This window comes from Nibrella saemangeumensis (genome assembly GCF_039541915.1).
Lineage (GTDB): Bacteria > Bacteroidota > Bacteroidia > Cytophagales > Spirosomataceae > Nibrella > Nibrella saemangeumensis.
Genome location: NZ_BAABHD010000076.1, coordinates 21,016 through 39,032, shown reverse-complemented (window position 1 = coordinate 39,032; position 18,017 = coordinate 21,016). Strand labels below are relative to the sequence as shown.

At 51.6% G+C, this 18,017-nt stretch carries 23 protein-coding genes; 9 read left to right on the top strand and 14 right to left on the bottom strand.

The features are described 5' to 3' along the window. The first annotated feature begins 38 nt into the window (after nt 1-38). The 5 genes from ABD949_RS21665 (at nt 39) to ABD949_RS21645 (ending at nt 3,786) form a co-directional block, all read left to right on the top strand. Complete coding sequence (locus ABD949_RS21665; RefSeq protein WP_345246954.1) at nt 39-701, top strand: hypothetical protein; 663 nt, start codon at nt 39-41, stop codon at nt 699-701. 2 nt (nt 702-703) lie between these two features. Beyond that, nucleotides 704-1,192: a hypothetical protein gene (locus ABD949_RS21660; protein WP_345246952.1), complete on the top strand. Its 489-nt coding sequence runs from the start codon at nt 704-706 to the stop codon at nt 1,190-1,192. Between the two features lie 4 nt (nt 1,193-1,196). Next, entirely contained in the window at nt 1,197-1,562 is a 366-nt protein-coding gene (locus ABD949_RS21655; RefSeq protein ID WP_345246950.1) for a hypothetical protein, read from the top strand. A 732-nt stretch (nt 1,563-2,294) separates the two neighbouring features. After that, entirely contained in the window at nt 2,295-2,726 is a 432-nt protein-coding gene (locus ABD949_RS21650) for a hypothetical protein (RefSeq protein ID WP_345246948.1), read from the top strand. A gap of 184 nt (nt 2,727-2,910) precedes the next feature. After that, entirely contained in the window at nt 2,911-3,786 is an 876-nt protein-coding gene (locus tag ABD949_RS21645; protein ID WP_345246945.1) for a zinc metalloprotease, read from the top strand. 131 nt (nt 3,787-3,917) lie between these two features. Here the strand turns inward: ABD949_RS21645 and ABD949_RS21640 are convergent, their stop codons facing one another. The 14 genes from ABD949_RS21640 to ABD949_RS21575 all read right to left on the bottom strand — a co-directional run bounded on the left by ABD949_RS21640 (nt 3,918) and on the right by ABD949_RS21575 (nt 10,520). After that, a complete protein-coding gene (locus ABD949_RS21640; RefSeq protein ID WP_345246943.1) occupies nt 3,918-4,295 on the bottom strand; it encodes a hypothetical protein in 378 nt (125 codons plus the stop codon). 3 nt (nt 4,296-4,298) lie between these two features. Then, nucleotides 4,299-4,703, bottom strand: coding sequence for a hypothetical protein (locus tag ABD949_RS21635; protein ID WP_345246941.1), 405 nt, complete (start codon nt 4,701-4,703; stop codon nt 4,299-4,301). Continuing rightward, entirely contained in the window at nt 4,700-5,047 is a 348-nt protein-coding gene (locus tag ABD949_RS21630; protein WP_345246940.1) for a hypothetical protein, read from the bottom strand. Before ABD949_RS21630 ends, ABD949_RS21635 begins: the two co-directional genes overlap by 4 nt. Nucleotides 5,048-5,049: 2 nt before the next feature. Further along, nucleotides 5,050-5,319, bottom strand: coding sequence for a hypothetical protein (locus ABD949_RS21625; RefSeq protein ID WP_345246939.1), 270 nt, complete (start codon nt 5,317-5,319; stop codon nt 5,050-5,052). 62 nt (nt 5,320-5,381) lie between these two features. Next, nucleotides 5,382-5,624 carry a hypothetical protein gene (locus ABD949_RS21620; RefSeq protein ID WP_345246938.1) on the bottom strand — a complete coding sequence of 81 codons (243 nt, stop codon included), beginning with the start codon at nt 5,622-5,624 and terminating at the stop codon, nt 5,382-5,384. A gap of 13 nt (nt 5,625-5,637) precedes the next feature. Continuing rightward, nucleotides 5,638-6,405 carry a hypothetical protein gene (locus ABD949_RS21615; RefSeq protein ID WP_345246937.1) on the bottom strand — a complete coding sequence of 256 codons (768 nt, stop codon included), beginning with the start codon at nt 6,403-6,405 and terminating at the stop codon, nt 5,638-5,640. After that, entirely contained in the window at nt 6,335-7,522 is a 1,188-nt protein-coding gene (locus tag ABD949_RS21610) for a hypothetical protein (protein WP_345246935.1), read from the bottom strand. The genes ABD949_RS21615 and ABD949_RS21610 overlap by 71 nt, the downstream gene beginning before the upstream one ends. A gap of 77 nt (nt 7,523-7,599) precedes the next feature. Continuing rightward, entirely contained in the window at nt 7,600-7,950 is a 351-nt protein-coding gene (locus tag ABD949_RS21605) for a hypothetical protein (RefSeq protein ID WP_345246933.1), read from the bottom strand. Nucleotides 7,951-8,008: 58 nt separating this feature from the next. Continuing rightward, the gene (locus ABD949_RS21600; protein ID WP_345246931.1) at nt 8,009-8,350 is read right to left on the bottom strand and encodes a hypothetical protein; all 342 of its coding nucleotides are present in this window, start codon (nt 8,348-8,350) and stop codon (nt 8,009-8,011) included. 6 nt (nt 8,351-8,356) lie between these two features. Then, a complete protein-coding gene (locus tag ABD949_RS21595; RefSeq protein ID WP_345246929.1) occupies nt 8,357-8,842 on the bottom strand; it encodes a hypothetical protein in 486 nt (161 codons plus the stop codon). Then, nucleotides 8,839-9,372: a Rad52/Rad22 family DNA repair protein gene (locus ABD949_RS21590; RefSeq protein WP_345246926.1), complete on the bottom strand. Its 534-nt coding sequence runs from the start codon at nt 9,370-9,372 to the stop codon at nt 8,839-8,841. The genes ABD949_RS21595 and ABD949_RS21590 overlap by 4 nt, the downstream gene beginning before the upstream one ends. Nucleotides 9,373-9,401: 29 nt before the next feature. Continuing rightward, nucleotides 9,402-9,809, bottom strand: coding sequence for a hypothetical protein (locus ABD949_RS21585; RefSeq protein WP_345246924.1), 408 nt, complete (start codon nt 9,807-9,809; stop codon nt 9,402-9,404). A 109-nt stretch (nt 9,810-9,918) separates the two neighbouring features. Continuing rightward, on the bottom strand, nt 9,919-10,299 hold the full coding sequence (locus tag ABD949_RS21580) for a hypothetical protein (RefSeq protein ID WP_345246922.1): 381 nt from the start codon (nt 10,297-10,299) through the stop codon (nt 9,919-9,921). Further along, nucleotides 10,272-10,520: a hypothetical protein gene (locus ABD949_RS21575; protein WP_345246920.1), complete on the bottom strand. Its 249-nt coding sequence runs from the start codon at nt 10,518-10,520 to the stop codon at nt 10,272-10,274. The genes ABD949_RS21580 and ABD949_RS21575 overlap by 28 nt, the downstream gene beginning before the upstream one ends. A gap of 130 nt (nt 10,521-10,650) precedes the next feature. Between ABD949_RS21575 and ABD949_RS21570 the strand changes: the two genes are divergently transcribed. The 4 genes from ABD949_RS21570 to ABD949_RS21555 all read left to right on the top strand — a co-directional run bounded on the left by ABD949_RS21570 (nt 10,651) and on the right by ABD949_RS21555 (nt 18,015). After that, the gene (locus ABD949_RS21570) at nt 10,651-11,643 is read left to right on the top strand and encodes an XRE family transcriptional regulator (protein WP_345246918.1); all 993 of its coding nucleotides are present in this window, start codon (nt 10,651-10,653) and stop codon (nt 11,641-11,643) included. Between the two features lie 20 nt (nt 11,644-11,663). After that, a complete protein-coding gene (locus ABD949_RS21565) occupies nt 11,664-13,052 on the top strand; it encodes a tyrosine-type recombinase/integrase (protein WP_345246916.1) in 1,389 nt (462 codons plus the stop codon). A gap of 154 nt (nt 13,053-13,206) precedes the next feature. Continuing rightward, a complete protein-coding gene (locus ABD949_RS21560; RefSeq protein ID WP_345246914.1) occupies nt 13,207-13,773 on the top strand; it encodes a DUF4136 domain-containing protein in 567 nt (188 codons plus the stop codon). A gap of 156 nt (nt 13,774-13,929) precedes the next feature. Continuing rightward, nucleotides 13,930-18,015 (top strand): two-component regulator propeller domain-containing protein, encoded by a 4,086-nt coding sequence (locus tag ABD949_RS21555; RefSeq protein WP_345246912.1) that lies wholly within the window; start codon nt 13,930-13,932, stop codon nt 18,013-18,015. Nucleotides 18,016-18,017 lie beyond the last annotated feature (2 nt).

The window sequence follows — 18,017 nt, the reverse complement described above, 5'->3', positions numbered from 1 at the left end:
TTCCTGACAATCAATACGGACATTATAAACGGAGACAGATGAATCTGCTTACCATGCTGACGCTGCTGGGTCTGGTGGTACTGGTGGTACTGCTGACACTGAGAGTTCGCGAGTTGAAACAGGAGGTTGAATACGGCCCGTTGCGGCCCCAGGACAAACACCCGCAGGATCGCTATACGGAGCGTGTACTGCGGCAGCAGGCGGCTGATGTGCCTGCCTGGGCGCTTCCCGATCAGGCATCGGAGCCGGATGGCAAGGTGAACGAGGAGCCGTATCAAAAGCAGCCGGAGCGAAAAAGCGGGCTGGCGCACCTAATCAGTACGCTGTACATGGCCGTTGGGGCGCTGGTGTGGTATCTGTGCGTGATCTGGTACGACAATCTGGCCCGCTACATCACGCCTTCGGACGGCTCTATCGGTGATTTCCGGATACTGTTTTTGAAAAAGGCGGTCGGCGCGTTGATACCCTGCCTGTCCGGTGTGGCCGCTGCGGTCATAATGTTTTTCATGGTTTTCCCCCGCATTTACACGTACCTCAACGGATGGACATCAAAAGACTTCGACCTGTATTCAGACCTGAAAGACCCCTACGGCCGTTCCGGAGCGCTGGTGCGTATCGCCTTTTTTGCGCTGCTGTTCTTGTCGTTTTTTGTGGCCTTTCTGGCGCTGTTTCCGCTCAGTCTACAGGACTTGACCCTGTAGCGGTGCTGAAAGGTGAGAACTGGGTACGGGAGCGGACGAACCGCAACGACCACCCACGCATAACGGTCTACAACCGCACCTACTGGAAAATTCCGGCCGACAGTCCCTACTGCGGCTCGTCGGTGGATTGGGCTATCAGGCAGGCGGGCTGGAAGCACGATATAGCGCTGGCGACAATGGCGCGGTACTGGGCACAGAAAAAGCAGTATATCGTCTGGAACCGCTACGGTGGCCCCACCATCCGGCCGGACGGCAGGCCCATGAAGCCGCAGCGCAACGATGTGGTAGTCTTCTACCAGAGCGGGTTCTGGCATATAGGACTGCTGGAGGACTGGATGGAAGGAAGTGTACACTGTAAAACGGTCGAGGGCAATACCTCTGACCGGGGCGTACTAACGGTTAAAAAACCAACGGGTAAACAAGGAGTCTACGATGAGAAGATACGCAACAAAAAAGACATCTATTGCATTGTGCGGCCTTATATCTTTTAGTAGTATGCTTTGGGGCTGCGTGGAAGTAGTTGACAACCCAAAGGCTGTAAACTGGTCGGTGCAGGCCGATACGGTCGGTATGGTTCACGCTTCGGAAATTGATTCACTGGCGATCTACCAATGCGACGATTGCGCCTTTGCCGTCCGCTACCGCAGTGAGAACCGCTCACAGGTTAAACACTGTCCCACTTGTCCATGGGAGGAGTTCAAAGAAAGCCACACCCAGCGTCGTCACGCTTCAGTGCGGCTTAATGGGGGCAACCCGCCCACAGAGGTCATAAGCGAAAAAGACGACCACGCTCCACCTGTGGCTTCGGCCCCTGTGAGAGCCGAACGCTACCACGAACACCTTGGGGATAATATCGATTGATACCAGCATAATGACTGATATTCATAAAAAAGCTCCGGCTAAGAACCCGGAGTTTTTTATATCTACATTTGAATTCTATTTTAGCAGGGCAATCATAGTGGGCAAGTGTGCTTCAAGAAAGCCAACTAAATACAAATAGCTTCTAGGCAGAAAGCGGCACTAGTTAAACCGACCTAACAGGTGTGCTTTAGAGCCAAGCCAACCACCCCGACAGGTAATTTTAAATATTTAGGAATGGATTACAAGAAGTTACTGAACCGATCAAATGCATTGATCGACACTCTTACGAGTAGAATGGAAACATGTAGCAACTGGTCTGAGGAGAAAAAGCAGCGATTTAACCCTCATGAATTACATGAAGCCAGGTACATTTTTGCGCAGGCAAAAGCACTAATCAGAATGCAAGATAATGGCAGCCCTTTCCTTGAACTATGTTTAGAGGATGAGAGAAATTGGCAAGATGATGTCGGGCAGATATATCATGAGTACATACTCATTCTACATGCATTCAATGAGCATCTAGAAGCATTTATAGACTGATATTGCTGCTAATTTAGCTTTTAAGCACTATAACTGTATTAACGGTTAACTTGCAGACAGGGTTCTTACTCACTTGTTAACTACATAGGCCAGGCGAGTAGTATAACTTTAACCAGTCGAGGATGAAAGTTACGTACCCAGTGATAGTAGCGCTTTCTGTAGCTATGTTTAGATTTGATTGCAAGTGGACGAATGGCTTATGCTAACAGCATATGCACACCAATTCTAGAAATTTCAGCATTATTAATAATTGAACCAATGGGTCAGATTTCAACGCGAGAGTACCTTACTCAGTTACAGAACTTAAAAAGATCATTTACTACCTTACTTTATTTCAACGCTGAAAGCCCAAAACGAATTCAATGGGCGATTGCAAATGCCATTAATTATCTTGAATCAGTTAATGTAACAGGCATTTTAAAAAGTCGTGTCGAAGATGCACTTAAGGATTTAAAGTCTGCCCATTCAAATGCAGATACGTTCGCTCGCGATATGAAGCCTGATCTGAAAGATAGAGATTTGAAAGTTATACACGATGATCCCACCTATTGGTATCAGCAGGTGATAGGAACTGCCGAATCAGCAATGGACAGGATTATAGATTATTTGACCGATAATGAGTAGAAAGGGGGGTAAGGTCAGGACGCTATATATCAATTAGCCACAACAAAACCACTGCACTTATCGAAAATTTATTAGAATAATGAGTCGGGTTGGTAAAATTCTAGCATTGTTTATTTGTGTTGCTCTATTTAGTAAGTCTTTAGAAGGTTTGGGTCAGCCCCCTAACCTAATATCTAACTTGAATATGGACAGACAGGCCAAATGGCCGAAATCTGGCATTGAGACTGTTATAGATGTATGTTGGGAGAATCCAAGTAACTACACTTTAGAACGTGCATTGGTTAAGGAAGCGGTTGAAAATACATGGGGACAAGTTGCCAATATCCGTTTTCGCGGGTGGGGCGGTTGTTCAACAACTAGTAAAGGAATTCGTATTCGGATAGATGACGAGCATCCTCATTGCAAAGGCTTAGGTACTGCTATAATGGGACTACCGGCCGGCATGGTTCTGAACTTTACTTTTAAAAATTGGCCTCACATTGGTAACAGTAGTAAGCAAGAAGCTATTCAATTTATCGCTGTACATGAATTTGGTCATGCCCTTGGTATTGCTCACGAGCAAGATAGGGAAGACTGCCGTTGCAACAAAGAGCCACAGGCTAGAGGGGGAGGCTGGTTTGTAACTCCCTGCGACCCTAATTCTGTAATGAATTATTGCAATGAGAGATGGAATAATTATGGTCAGTTGAGTTACCTAGACAAACGTGGTATTCAATCCATCTATGGCACTCGTTATGTGTACAGTGAAGCAGGGGTAGTAACTTTTCGGGATCAGTTAGGTAGCGGAGATGTACTAGAAAACGTCTATGTAAACTTAGGAGGAGCAGATATTACATTGAATGTCAGCAATGAATCGCCAATTGACATTCGACAAATTAATTTTAAGCAATCCGGAAGATACCCTTATAAGGTTTATTCAAGAACCCGTAATCAACAAGGCTTAATAATCGAGGGATATGGAGAAGGAACACTAACTTTAGATATAAGCCGTAATTACAAAATAAACTTAATGGGTGAATTGAAAAACGGTCGTTACAGAATTACGCTAGGCGTTGACTAATATCCAAATTTACCATTTCATAAGTGTTTCTTACTTAAGAAAAGCGAGTTCTGCGCCCTCCCACGGTAGAACTCGCTTTCGCTTTGCTAAGAGTCAATGCAAATGTAATATTAGTATTGACAGCATGGGCATCAAGTGAGAAATTTTTCCTCCATTGCCGCTAAGTCTTCAAACCTAAAGCTACATAGCTCCGAGCGCCAAGTTGATTTTTTACCCAGCAACGGAGCTGTCTGGTAGTCGAAGCGTCCGGCGCGTTCCTCGCAGTCGATGTAAAAGTACTTGCTGGTGCGGATAAACTCATCAGCGTTCTTAATTTTGGGCAGTTTGACCGAATAGCGACCTTCGCCCGCGCTTACACCACTAAGCAGCTTCAGGTGAATAGTTATGTAGAGCGTGTTCAGATCGGTTCGCTCTGACCATCGGAAGAAATGCCGGTAGATTACCCGGTCGTCCACAATTATACGCTTAATGATGGTTGATTCGATTTTGACTTTAGGTGCGTTTTTCATGGCTTAGTAGTTGAAGTCGGTAAAATGTAACAGGGTGCCGTGATAGGTTCGGTCGGGCTGCTTATCCACAACAGCCAGAAACCAGCGTTCAAACTGCTCCAGCGTGTCAAATCCGTCGTTTACAGCCAGTAGCTGAAGCCGCTCAGCAGTAAGCGCTTTGCCGTCGATAGCAACGGCCAGCCGTCCCCGCCTGCGCCACATAGCAACCGGCTGTTTTCCTTTTAGCACTCCATCCGCAAATTTTCGGTAGTGCCTGGTACGAACACCGGTAGCGTGTTGTATGCTCATACCTATGCGCCAGCGGTCGCCATTGGTGCGTATGGTGTGAATCTTGGTCCCAGCCAGAATCTTCTCCACAAAGCCGGTTGGGTTGCCATCAGGCAGTTTTGTGCGATAGCCGATTATCATACTTCTGAATTTATGGGTTTAGCCTGCTGGAGTCTCCAGCTAAAGAATACCAGTATTTTAGTGCCTGTGCTGCCGTCCTTGCGGACAACGACGCCCACCGGTTCACCACCCGTGCTTACGTCTGTGAGCCGGTAGGTCAGCCCCCGAAAGATAATGTCCTGCCCCATCTGTAGGCCATACTGCCGCAGAATGCCCGCGCAGGTGATGATCTGGTAATCCAGTCTGGCGGCTTCGTACTGGGTACAGGCCCGGTTGAGTCGCTGGCTGATAACGGCCGTCTGCGTCTTCAGCGTCTGATCGGAATACCGCAGAAAGTTGTTGATACGCTCTTGCAGATCGGTCATGGTCAGAAAGGCAGATCAATGTTGGACAGAAGGAATTTCAGCCCTTTCAGGCGACGAATAGCGCTGTTAAGGCATTCAATCTCGTGGTGGGCCTGATGGTCGGTGTAGCGGCCCTGCTTTACCATTGTCGGCAAAGCGCCCTCGAATAGCTTCTTCAGGCGGGTGACGGCTTCAATTTCTTCCACCAGCGTTACCTGCTCGCGGGCGACGAATACCGGCTTGTCGGAATTCATGGTGCTTTCCGGCTCTTGGGAAGTCTGTGCGTTCTGCATGGTCATAGTCGTCAGTATTTGGCGGCTGAGAGCCGTAACAAACCCTCAGCCGCGTGTAGAATTCATGGTTCGATGCCGATTTGGTGACTGTTGGGGTATTTGGCCCTGAACTGCTCCAGCCGCGACGGTGGCACCAGAAATACGCCCCGTTCGCCGTTGTTCTTGACCATCCGCAGCCAGCCGCTTTTGCAGCGGATAGGCCCCTGATAGGGTCGGTGCTGTATGTCACAGCCGAAGGTGCTGAGGTTTCTGGCCCGTCCCTTCTCCGGGCTCTTGATGGTTGCTTCGGGTTGCTCAATAGTCATATTAATATTAACATTAGAGTTGTAAAAATTCATCCGGATGTACTTCCAACTGCTGCTGTTCTTTGATGAGGGTGACGAAAGCGATCTGCTTGGCTTTGACCCGAATTCTGGCTTTAGTGTCGGCATCATGGTCATTGAAGTCTGTAACCTTTGCCATCACTTCGGCCAGACGGCGGGCGGCTTTATGCTCCTGAGCGAAGCCTTTGGAACCTTCGGCCGTCAGTTCAGCCTTCAGGCGTTTTTCGGCATCGCGAACGAACTCCCATTTACGGCTGTCGCTGAACGGAATCAAGCCTTTTGAATCCAGCCAGTCGTAGATGTGATTACCGAAGTCGATGTAGCTGCCTTTCACTTCAATAGCCTTCCAGGCAAAGCGGAACAGCTCAACCATTTTGCGCTCCAATTCTTCAGGGGTAGGCTGTGGCGTCTCCGGCAGTGACAGCAGCCGCTGAGACTGGATTTCTTCGTGCAGCTCACGTCTGCGCCAGATCATAAAGGCGTCGATCACGTTACCGACCTGCCGGGCATTTAGCTCAGCGTACATTTCGATGCCCAGCTTTCTGGTGACACCGGCCGTGTACGCCTGCCGGATTTCGTCCAGCGTCAGGTGTGGGTATTCGCGGCTCATAAAGGCCGACAGCGCCCGCAGGTTGTCGCGGTGTTCGCTCACGTTAGCGTCGGATACCTTGATGCCCAGCATCACGATGATCTCATTCCAGATTGATGTAAAGTCGGCCAGCGTAGCCTGACTGCATTTCAGTCCCCGGTGCATGGTGTTCATCAGCGCTGTCTTCGAGGTTGACAAGGCCCAGTCGCTTCTCGCTGCGGTGGCCAGTGCGGTTGTTGGTTCCATGATGGTTAGCAGGTTTGTATTTCGTGTTCCAGTATGCCAGACGGCCAGCCAGATCGAACTGACCGTCTTTTTTGGTGGCCAGCTCGAAAGCCAGCAGATCGCCTTTTTTGAGGATTGTCCAGTAAGCGTAAAACTGGTTGTACATATCGGCCGGATACTTGCCGGAATGGTTGGCGGCAAAGGCTCTTATTTGCTCTCTGAAGGCCGTTTTCCGCTCATCAATAGTTCCGGCTACCTGAAAGGCTTTTTTCGGCTCAGCGGCCTTTTTTGCCTTTAGCCAGTTGCGGACAACAGTGGTTAGTTCAGCTTTGCTGTTGTAGTGGTTGCCCCGGTTCTCCAGCACGAACGCGCCAACGGCTTCGTTGCTGTAGCCGCGCAGCTTCAAACTCGGCCCCAGGCTGTCACAGGTGTAGGCTTGCCCCTGACAATAGATCTCCGCGAAGTGGGTTAAAATTTCGCGTTTTTCGACAAAAAAATTATAACTCTTAGTAATAGTAGTATTATCTATACTACTGGTATTATTTATATTATTATATATTTTATTGTCGAAAGTGTCGGGGGTGGTGCAATTTTTTGCACTACCTGACGTAACTTCCTGATTTTCAATTTGAGCGGGTGGTGCAAAATTTTGCACTACTGCAATTTTTTGCAGGTCTGTGGTGCAATTTTTTGCACTACTGCACTTTTCTGCACTAGTGCATTTTTTTGCAGTACTGCAATTTTTTGCACCACTACCCTGAACGCTGGCGGTGAAGTGTTGCAGCACCGTCAGGCAGTCCTGGGCGTTTTCCTGAGCGTCGGCTGTCAGCCGTATGATGCGCCGGTTGGCCGCTCCGCGCCGGGTTTCGATTAGCTTCCCGGTTTCCAGTTCACGCAGCAGATTGTGCAGGTTGCGCTCTTTGCAGCGCAGAATCCGGCACAGGTCTGCGTGAAGTATATCCGTCTCACCGGTCACCTGACAGAGAACCACCAACCGGCCGAAAGCTATTTTGGCGCTGTCGGTCAGCTTATCGTTTTCCAGTACTATGTCAGGTACGACAATCATGTTAAAGGACTTTGTAACGGTTTAAAACAGGTCTGGTCTTTCTAAGTAACATTAATATTGACGAACTGCCTCAAAAATTAAAGAATTTTCAGCCTGTCAAGCATGGCTACCGGTATGCGTTGTCGGCCGTGCAGTTCCGTCAGCGGTTCCGGCTCAATGCGGACGTTATCACGGTAGGCTATTTTGTCGCCTTTAGACGTGTAAACGGCTTTACAGAAGTAGCGGAACGTTTGCTTTTCTGCCGACGTATCAACGTGTATTTCGTGGTTCAGCAGGTCAATGCCGGTTAGTTTTCCTCTGTGGTGCATCGTCAGCCCGTTGCAGCGAACGGCTACTTCTACGGCTTTGTCTTTGGCATTGGCTCCTTCAATGTGGCTCAGCCGTTCTTTTTCTGAAAGTGATTCCGGAAATGTGATCGAGAATGGCATAAACAGTAAGCTTATTATGGGTGCCGACCGGTTGACCGGCACCCGGTGTTAAACATGGTTACACTCGTTTGTTGACGGCAGACGATGCCTGGGCGGTGATCTGTTTGATTTCCTGTTGGCGTATATCCAGTTCAGCAAAGGCGCGTTCCCGCCGGTCGATCAGGTCATGGTCTACCGGGCTTGTATAAACTCCGCTGAGATCTTTGGCGATAGCCCGCAGGTCAAGCGCCCGGTCGTCATTGCGTCCGGACTTGAAAAAATCGACGGCCTGATTCATGAGGTAGTCAATGCAGGCCGTTACGCCTTTGTCATAGCCGATGGCCAGCCCTTCGTTGTAGCTGGTTTCCTGAATGATCTGGCCCAGCGATGCCAGCGATTGCGTTCTGATGGTGCTATCCATTGTCGTTTATTTTATAGTTACACAGATGGTTTCCGTAGCTCGTCTGGCTGGTGGATAGGCGTGGTACATTTCGCCGGTATCCGGATGCGCGATCAGCAAGCCGCTCCTGGGGAGTTTCTTCAATGTATTCTCCCACTCCTTCACCTTTGCCTGTGCAGCCAGCGCTTCAGCATTCAGCTGCTGCCAGACTGCATCAAGGCTGTAGTCGAGTTTTACGCCGGTTTCGCGGGTTTGCAGTTCGACACCGTGTTTGGTCAGTATCTGCCTGCCATACTGCTGCATTTCACGTTCAGAGGCTTCTTTAGCCGCTTGTTTGATCTCTTTGGCCAGCAGCTCCAGCTTTGCCGCCAGTGCCAGCACGGCCAGCGAATCTCCGCCTTCCTCTTCAATGCGGGCCACAAAATGCTGCGCCCGGTCGATGATCTCCTGTTTATCGGCGGATGCCAGCCCCACCGTAGGGAGTGCCGGCACCCTGATTACTTCTGCGTTCATTTCCTGGCCTGCGATTCTTTTAGTACGTACACGTCCCGATCCAGCCGTCCCTCCCCGGCCGCAATCACCAGCCGGTCGAGAAGCTGATGAGCCCAATCCGGAATGAACTTGCCGTTCTGACTCGCTGACAGTTCGATCATCACTTTCGGATAGTCGTACAGCTCCCGGCCTAATCCGAACTGTACAGCCGCCCGCTTCATGGCATCACTGATACCGCCTTTCACCGGCTCTATGTCCGTGCGGTTGGCTCCGTCGGTCTTGCTGATGGCTTCTCCTCCGTCCAGCACGACGGTAATGGTGCAGAGAAAGCCTCCATCGACTTCCCTGATTTCGTTGCGCCAGCGGTCCCAGCCGAACTGTTCATCGAAGCGCTGCATCACGCACCGGTTCGTGATGTACGGCACTACAATTAGTTTGCTGTTGTCTTTCGTCGTGGACGCCACGCGCCATTCGACTTCATTGGGTTTCAGGGGCGCCAGCAGGATGTCCAGTTTAGGCGATCTGTCGGCGGCAATTAAGGCTGTGTTCATTGTTTTGAGAGTATAAAGTAATATTAATACTAACTAAAAAGAGTGTTAAAAACCTGATTTGCGCCTTTGATGATTCTGTGCCGGTCTTCCGGCTGTGATGACTTTAGCGTATCGCTGAGCGCTTCGCGGAGTGTTTTGCGGAACTCATGTTCGGATTCGCCCCGCGCCTGACGGATGAACCCTTTCAGGTCTTCGATAATCTCGGCGTTAGTCTTACGCAAATCAACGTAGCCGGTAAAGCTGTAAACGCCTACCTGCGCTCCGTAAGCGCTTTCCAGTTCGACTTCGATCAGGTCTTTGTCCTGCTTGCATTCGGCCAGCCATGCCTTATCTACCTTGTGGCTTTGCTGCGTAGCGTTCAGCAGACAGCCACGCACACGGCGGAACTTTGCCAGTAGTTCCGTAGTTTTGCGGTTAACAATTACTGTGCTGTTCATAGTACCGTTAATTGTTTTGAGAGTATTTGAAGAACGCCGGTAGCTATGCAATCGGCGTTTTCTGTTATTCGCATCAAAAGTAATATTAATATTAACATAGCGCAAGTAGTTAAGTCAATTTTTTACGTCTTTCCAGCAGGTTCTTACGGAACCGCTGGTCGATTTCTTCTTTAGATACGCCTTTCTTTTCCAAATAGGTCTGTAGCGACCGCTTACAGAACAGCGGTTTACTGGTGCCGCTGGTGGTGCTTTTGATCTGATGTGTACGGCGAAGGTTGTGCAGCGTGGTGGAGCCGCATTGTAAAAAGGCCATTGCCTGCTCGCGTGTGAGCCATTCGCTGCCTACGGCCGTCATGCTTTCGAGCAGTTCGACGCGCTCTGACAGTTGGATAATCTTGTCTTTCAGTTCAATAAATGCTGTCAATGGCATTTGAACCATAGGCACTACCTGTGCCTGTGATACTACGCCTGCAATTCCTCGGTTTTCCATTTTTCCAGTTCTGCTACGTATTGGTTCCACTTCTGTGCTTCTTCTCTGGCCATGTCCAGCGTTGCCGACAGGATTCTGCCCCGGATATTGCGTTTAAAACCTAACTGCGGATTTCTGGCCATGCGACTCACCGCCTGGTAGGTCACATAAGATTTCGCCGCGATCTGGTTAAACCCTAGCTTTTCCGCTACCGTCTGAAAAATTTTTTGTGGTTCGCTCATGGTAAATAGTAATCTTTGCGTAGGTTATCAGCGTTGTAATTAAAAATTATTGCGAATATTGACATTAGAAAAAATAAAAGCAAAATTTAGAGTAAAATCTTTCGACAGAAAACAACAGAGAGTACAGCGCATGATTGTTAATTTCCTGACTGAACGGGTAATGACCACAAACGAGAAAATTTCTGCCATCCGGGAGAAGGTGGGGCTCAACCAGCACAAATTCTCCAAGTTGATCGGTGTAGCGCCGTCTACAATGGCCCGCTGGGAACGATCGGCCAGTCCGGACGCTCCCAGCCGTGACGCACTGGAAAAGATTGCGGGTGCCTTCAACGAGATCAGTCTGGAATGGCTGCTTGATGAGGACAGCACGGACTTGCCGGAAAGCCTGACCCTTTCCGAGCGGGGCCATAAAGCCACCACGACAAAAGCTGAAAACGAAGGGGAATGGCTTCGGCGGTTTCTCGACCGCTACGACATCACGCAGCAGAAACTAGGCGATACCATGGGTGTTTCGCGCAATCAGGCGCATATGTACACCAAGACGGCCCGGTTTCACAAAGAAGTACACGATTCGCTGCTGTATGCGCTGGGCAAGATTTTAGGTCGTCCGGTTGCCACCGAGGAAGTTTTCGGCGGGAGCCGTCTGTCGAGAGTCGATATGCGGCCGATGGCTGATACTATGATCGCCGTTCCGCTGATTCGCGTAGCCCACCGGTCAGAGCTGTCGGAGGCCCGGCTTAAGCAGATTCAGGATGAGTTCGTACCGGCGCTGATGCCCGATTCGCTGGCGTTTGCGCCTAAAACCGCCGTTGAGCCGGGACGGACTGGCCGCTACTTTGCCCTGGAGATCGCGTCCAACGACCGCATGGAGCCTGCGCTGTTACCCGGTTATAAAGTGTTGGTTGAATGGCTGGAGCCTGCGCAGTATGAGCGCCTGAGTGACGGAGTAGTGGCCATTCAGCAGTTCGACAACGGGCTGATCGTAAAGCGCATTGAGGCCAACCGCCTGCGCAACGGCGGGTCGCTGGAACTGTCGGCCTACAACGGCAGCAGTGTATCGCTGCAACAGGGGGACATTACCCTGTTCTTCCGGGTGAGTCGCATTCTTGATGGTGCCATGTAATAATAGGAGGGAGGCTTATTATGGGAAATGTCACGTTAAAGGTGGTACTGCATCCACGCGCCAACGAAGACGGGCGGCATCTGGTGATGCTGCGCATTACAGCCAACCGACAAACTAAGCGTATTGGCACCAGCGTCTATGTTACACCCAAGCAGTTCAATCCGGACGGTAAGTCAGAGTCGCAGAGTTGGGTCCGTAAGTCGCATCCGGACTATGTCGCGCTTAACGGCATGATTAAAGCTCTGTGGGATAGGACACTTCAGGTAATTGCTGACCTGCAACGAAAACCGCCCTTTACTGTCGATGACGTAGTACGCCGGATAACTAACCTGTCCGATATGTACTTGTCTGCTTACATTGACGAGCAGATAGATCTGTACCGCCAGCGTGGGCAGACGGCCAACATGAACGCACAAATAAGCATGATGCGAGCGCTGCGAGCGTTTCTCAATATAGACGAAAAGCAGCCTATTTCCCTGCATCAGCTTTCACCTGCGGTACTGGAGCGCTTTGAAACCTACCTGCTGAACCGGTCAACCGGTCGTAAGACTTCGACCGAGGCATCCAAACGCAATACCGCTACCGACTACCTGCGCCGACTGAAGCAGCACATAAACGGGTATATCATACTAAACAAGCTGCCGTCAGAGGATAACCCTATGCGGGGTAAATCACTGGTGACGGCTCCGGTTAATCCGGTATGGCTGACAACGGCTGAAATGGAGATTTGGGAAACCAAGCAGCTACCGACTGAAACCGCGCCACAGCGCCGACTGGATGATGCCCGTAAGTTTTTTGTGATTTCCTATTACCTGCATGGTATTCGGGGCGGTGACTTGCTGACAGCCCGCGCTTATCAGGTGCAATCTGTTTGGCAGATGACCCCTGAGCGTAAGCTGGAACTGCAATACCGGTTCGCTTATGTAAGCGATAAGAAGAATAAAAACAAAACGGTGCTGATTGAACCTGCGATTTTGCCCTGGCTGCTGGAGTACGCCGAAGGAAAGGAGCCGGATGATTTTCTGTTTCCGTTCCTGAAGCCTAATTATCGTTATCTGCCTGAGCCGAAGCTGACCGAAAAAGTTAAGTCACAGATAAGCTATTTAGGCATCTTGTTCAAGCGGATTGCTGAGCAGCTAGGCACCACCGCGCCGAAAGGTATCCACGACGCCCGTCATAGCTTCGCTGACCATCTGTACGAAGAAACAGGCGACTTGCGGCTGGTACAACTCAGCTTGACCCATGAACTGATTTCAACGACGCAGCGGTACGTGTCCCGCTTCAAGCAATCAGTCGTTGACAGGGCCAATCAGGTCTATCAAAAACGTGGTGCAACAATGGTGCAACATTCTGCGAAAAACGACGAAAAAGATGGTTTCGTGGAACACGAAGATGTTGCAAATTGTTAAGTATCTGAAAGGATTTCTTTCGTAGGTAAATAGACTTAGAACAATAGTGCTGTATACTAACAACCATCCGGTAGCGTTATCAAGATGGTTTTAGGCGATGGTGGCCTTAGCCACTACCGTAATCTACAGTACTAATTCTTAACGCAACCATACTATGAAACTCAAAGGCATAATAGCAAGCTTGTTTGTGGCGGGTCTGTTGGCTTCCTGTGCGCCGGCCGTCACGGTTAAATACGACCACGACCCGAAAGTGAACGTGCGCCAGTTCAGCACGTACCGTATCGAAGCAGATCGCCAGCGGAACGCCGACCCGATTGTGGGTGGTAACCTGAACCAGCGCCGGATTGCCGATGCCCTGGATCAATCCCTGAAAGCCCGGGGTTACAAACCGGCTCAGGGTGGCAACGCCGATCTGGTAATTCGGTTCTTCGCCGACTCACGTGACCGTCAGCAAATCCAGTCCAACAACAACTGGAGCCCGTACTGGGGCTGGTGGGGACCGGGTTCCAACCAGGTGTACTCGCGTAATTACGAAGAGAACCGGATCGTGGTAAACGTTTACGATGCCCGTACCAACGACATTATCTGGCAGGGCTGGGCAACCGGTCAATTGAACCAGCGTAAGGAGCGTGATCGGGATGCCGCTTTCCGCGAGTCCGTGGTCAGCATCATGAAGAACTTCCCCGAGAGCGCCGGTCAGGACTACGGTGCTGTCCGCTAATCAGCTTACATTTATATAAGAACCCCGGCTCCAACGAGCCGGGGTTTTCTTTTTTACCCGGTCGCGTTAGCACAAAGGAGGTGAACTCAGCGCTTTAATTCGGCATTTGTCTACGAAAATTTTGTATTTTGACACGTAGGAAAAGGAAAACGTCATATGCGTGTTCGCTATCTGCTGGTCTTGGTCCTGCTGCTACTCACTGCGAGGATTACCTGCCAGGCGCAGGCTGCTTTTAAACGCCTGACTACCAGCGATGGATTATCTCATAATATTGTCAACACCCTGATTCAGGACCAGAACGGGTTTTTATGGCTGGGCACCGCCGATGGCCTGAACCGGTACGATGGGCAGAAGTTCCAGATCTACCGGCGCTCCCAGCGCGATCCGCGCAGCATCAGCAGTAACGAAATTACCTGCCTGTTGGAAGACCGTCGGCACCAGCTCTGGGTTGGTACCCGGTCGGGTGGTCTGAATCTGCTGGCTCCGTCGGGTGTTCATTTTGATAAACTTTCCCGAACGGCAACGGGGGCCGATATTGCCACGACATCAATCACCGATTTGGTTCAGGACGCTACCGGGCATATCTGGGCGGCTACCTATGGACAGGGCGTTTTAACGATTGACCCGGCTACCCGGCAGGTTCGTCAGTTTACCGCCAAAGCCGACCGGCTGCCTTCGGATGTAATTCAGCGTTTATGTTTCGACGTTACCGGCAATCTCTGGCTAGGCAGCGCCGGGGGAACCATTGCCCGAATGCGGCTAACGGATAATACCCTTCAGGTTTATAAGTTGCCCTCGCAGGGGAGTCTATCGTCGGGGAATACCATGACGATGCTGTGCGACAGCCGGGGTACGATCTGGGTGGGTACGCAGGGGTGGGGCTTGTTCCGCTATAACCCCCAGCGTGACCAGTTTGAATCGGTTTTTTTCCGCCCCCGAATTCTGGAGGGTATCAATATAGCCCGGAGCCTGTATGAAGACAAAACCGGACGGTACTGGCTGGGTACCGACGATGGCCTGGTGGTAGCCGAAAATGCCCGCTTTGAGCAAATCAGCCACTACCGCGCTAATCCGGCCGACCAGCATAGCCTGAGTACACACGCCATGGTATGTGTGCGGGGCGACCGGCAGGGAAACATCTGGATTGGCACCTGGGAGGGAGGACTCAACGTGCTGTTTAAACAGCCGGACTCCTTTGAACAATACACGCACCAGATTGGTCAGAAAAATAGCCTTCCCACGCAGAAGGTATCGGCCGTACTGGCCGATAGCCTAAATAATGTATGGCTGGGCAGCTCCCAGGGTCTGTCGTACCTGGACCGGAAAACAAAAACCTTCCGGCATTTTTCGCACCAGCCGGGCAAGCCTGGTTCGCTGGCGGGGAATGACGTGACGGATATTCATCGCCTGTCGGACCGGGCGCTGCTGGTCAATGTCTGGAACGAAGGGTCCGATGTGTTTGACCCCCGGACGGGACAGGTTGTCCGGCACATTACTACCCTGAAACCCGCTCAGATTCATAGTGTGGTGCCTACTGCGGGGAACAAAGCCTGGATAGCGACCAACCAGGGGGGAATATGGCGTATGGATCTACGTACCTGGCAAATAGAGCCCGTGCGGGCGTTTCCCTGGATGTCGTATTCCTTTACAACCCTGGTGGAGGCCCCCGACAGCACCTTGTGGATCGGTACGTACGGGAATGGGCTCCTGGAATGGCAGCGCCGTACCGGCAAATTACGCGTTCACCGCCGGATGCAACAGGCCGGCGGACTGTTGGATAATCATATCATCTGCCTCCTGGTTGACAGTCGTAAACGGGTATGGGTGGGCACCTCCGGTGGGCTGCATCGGTACGATCATCAACGGAAGTGCTTCGAACTGATCTCTACCGAAAATGGTCTTTCCAATGACGCCATCATGAGCATTCGGGAGGATACGCAGGGGAATCTGTGGGTGGGTACCAACGATGGTCTCTGCCGGATTGACCGCACCGATAAGGTGGTTCGTACCTACCGGCAAAGTGATGGGTTACCGGGCAATGACTTTACGGAACGAGCCGTGAGCCAAAGTCCCAACGGAACCTTGTTCTGGGGCGGTAAACATGGGCTGACGGTGTTTCACCCGAAGCAACTGGAGGCAACGCAGCCAACGTTTCCGGTGTATCTGACTGGCCTGAAGCTGTTTAACAAAACCGTAGTGCCGGGGGCCCCGGATGCTCCGCTGACACACAACCTGACCGAAACCAGGAAAATGACGCTGCGGCATAATCAGTCCGTGGTGACGTTCGATTTTTCGGCCGTGCTGTTTCAGGCGTACCGCAACGTCCGGTATGCTTACCGGCTGGAGAACTTTGAACCAACCTGGAACTACGTGGGTTCGCAGAGTTCAGCTACCTATACGAACCTGGACCCTGGTACGTACCTGTTTCGGGTGAAGGCAGCTTTGTCCGACGATTTCCGGCAGGCGTCCGAAACGGTTCTGCAACTGACGGTGCTGCCGCCCTGGTACCGGACCAACTGGGCTTATCTGTTATACGCGCTGCTGGTTGCCGGATTGCTGGCGCTGATTCGCCGGATCATCCAGATTCGGGAGGGCTACAAGACGGAACTGCGGCTGGAGCACCTGGAGACCGAAAAAGCGCGGGAACTGGACCGGCTCCGGTCGGGATTCTTTACTAATATCTCGCACGAGTTCAGGACTCCGCTAACGCTGATCCTGACACCCCTGGAACAATTTCTGGCTGACCTCACGCCCGACCGGCGACGCGGGCAGTTCCAGACGATGCACCAGAATGCCAGGCGGTTGCTCCGGTTGATTAATCAACTGCTGGATTTGTCGAAGCTGGAGTCCGGGTCGTTAAAACCCGACATCATGCGGCTGGATGTAATCGAGTTTGTGCGCCGGGTGGTAAATTCGTTTGAGCCGGCCGCTCTGCAGCAGCGGGTGACGCTCACCATAGAGGCCGACCTGACAACGTATACCGGCTATTTTGATCCGGATATTCTCGAAAAAGTCCTGTATAATCTGATTGCCAATGCCCTGAAATACACGTCGGAAGGAGGGATGGTCACCATCCGGTGTGCCATTCATGAGCCGGACGCAGCGCCGGAACTGCGGCTGGAAGTTGAGGACACCGGTATTGGCATATCGGCTGAGCACATCAGCCACATTTTTGACCGGTTCTACCAGGTGAACGGCCAGCACCGGCTGAAAAAGGCGGGTACCGGTATCGGCCTGGCCCTGACCAGGGAGCTGATTGAATTGCACCAGGGGAATGTTCAGGTCGAAAGCCAGCCGGGAGCGGGTACTGTGTTTATGGTAGTGCTACCCCTGTACGAAGCCGCTTTCCCTGCCGACTGGCTCTCGAACCGGGCTACCGATTCGGGCATACCGCTCGATAGCCCGGCCACGTACCTGGATACCCACACGGACGATACGCCGAGGGTGGCAGTTTCCTCCGGCGATAAGCCGCTGCTGCTGGTGGTGGAGGATCACGACGACCTACGGCACTACCTGGCCGATTGCTTCCAGCCCCATTACCGGGTTCTGGTGGCCAGCAATGGGCAGGAGGCTATGGCCCAGGCGGAAAAAGAAGTGCCTGACCTGATCATCAGCGACTGGCTGATGCCCGATATGGACGGCGTACAACTCTGCGAAGCCATCAAGACCAACGAGAAAACCAGCCATGTGCCGTTGATTCTGCTTACCTCCCGGTCGAGCAACGAAAGCAAGGTGCAGGGGCTGACCGTGGGTGCCGACGATTACATCACCAAGCCCTTCAACGTAAGCGTGCTGCAAACCCGCGCTACTAATCTGATTCAGGGCCGGAAGCGGTTGCGGGCGAAGTTCAGCCGGATGCTGTATCTGCAACCCGCCGATGTACCGATTGAATCGGCGGAGGAACAGTTCCTGAAAAAGGCGATCGCGTTTATTGAGACCCATCTTGCCGACCCCGAACTGGAAGTACAGCAGCTTGAGCAGGAACTGGGTATGAGCAATACGCAGCTCTACCGCAAACTAAAAGCACTGACCGGCAAAGGCGGTAACGATTTGATTCGGAATATACGGCTCCAGCGGGCGGCCAGGCTATTGCAAACCAGTGGTCGGCAGGTAGCCGAGGTGGCCTATCAGGTTGGGTTCAACGATCCGAACTACTTCATCCGGGCGTTCCGGAAAGAGTTTGGCGTATCGCCCGGCGAGTACGCTAAAACAAGTTCATCGGAAGAGCTGACATCATCGTAACG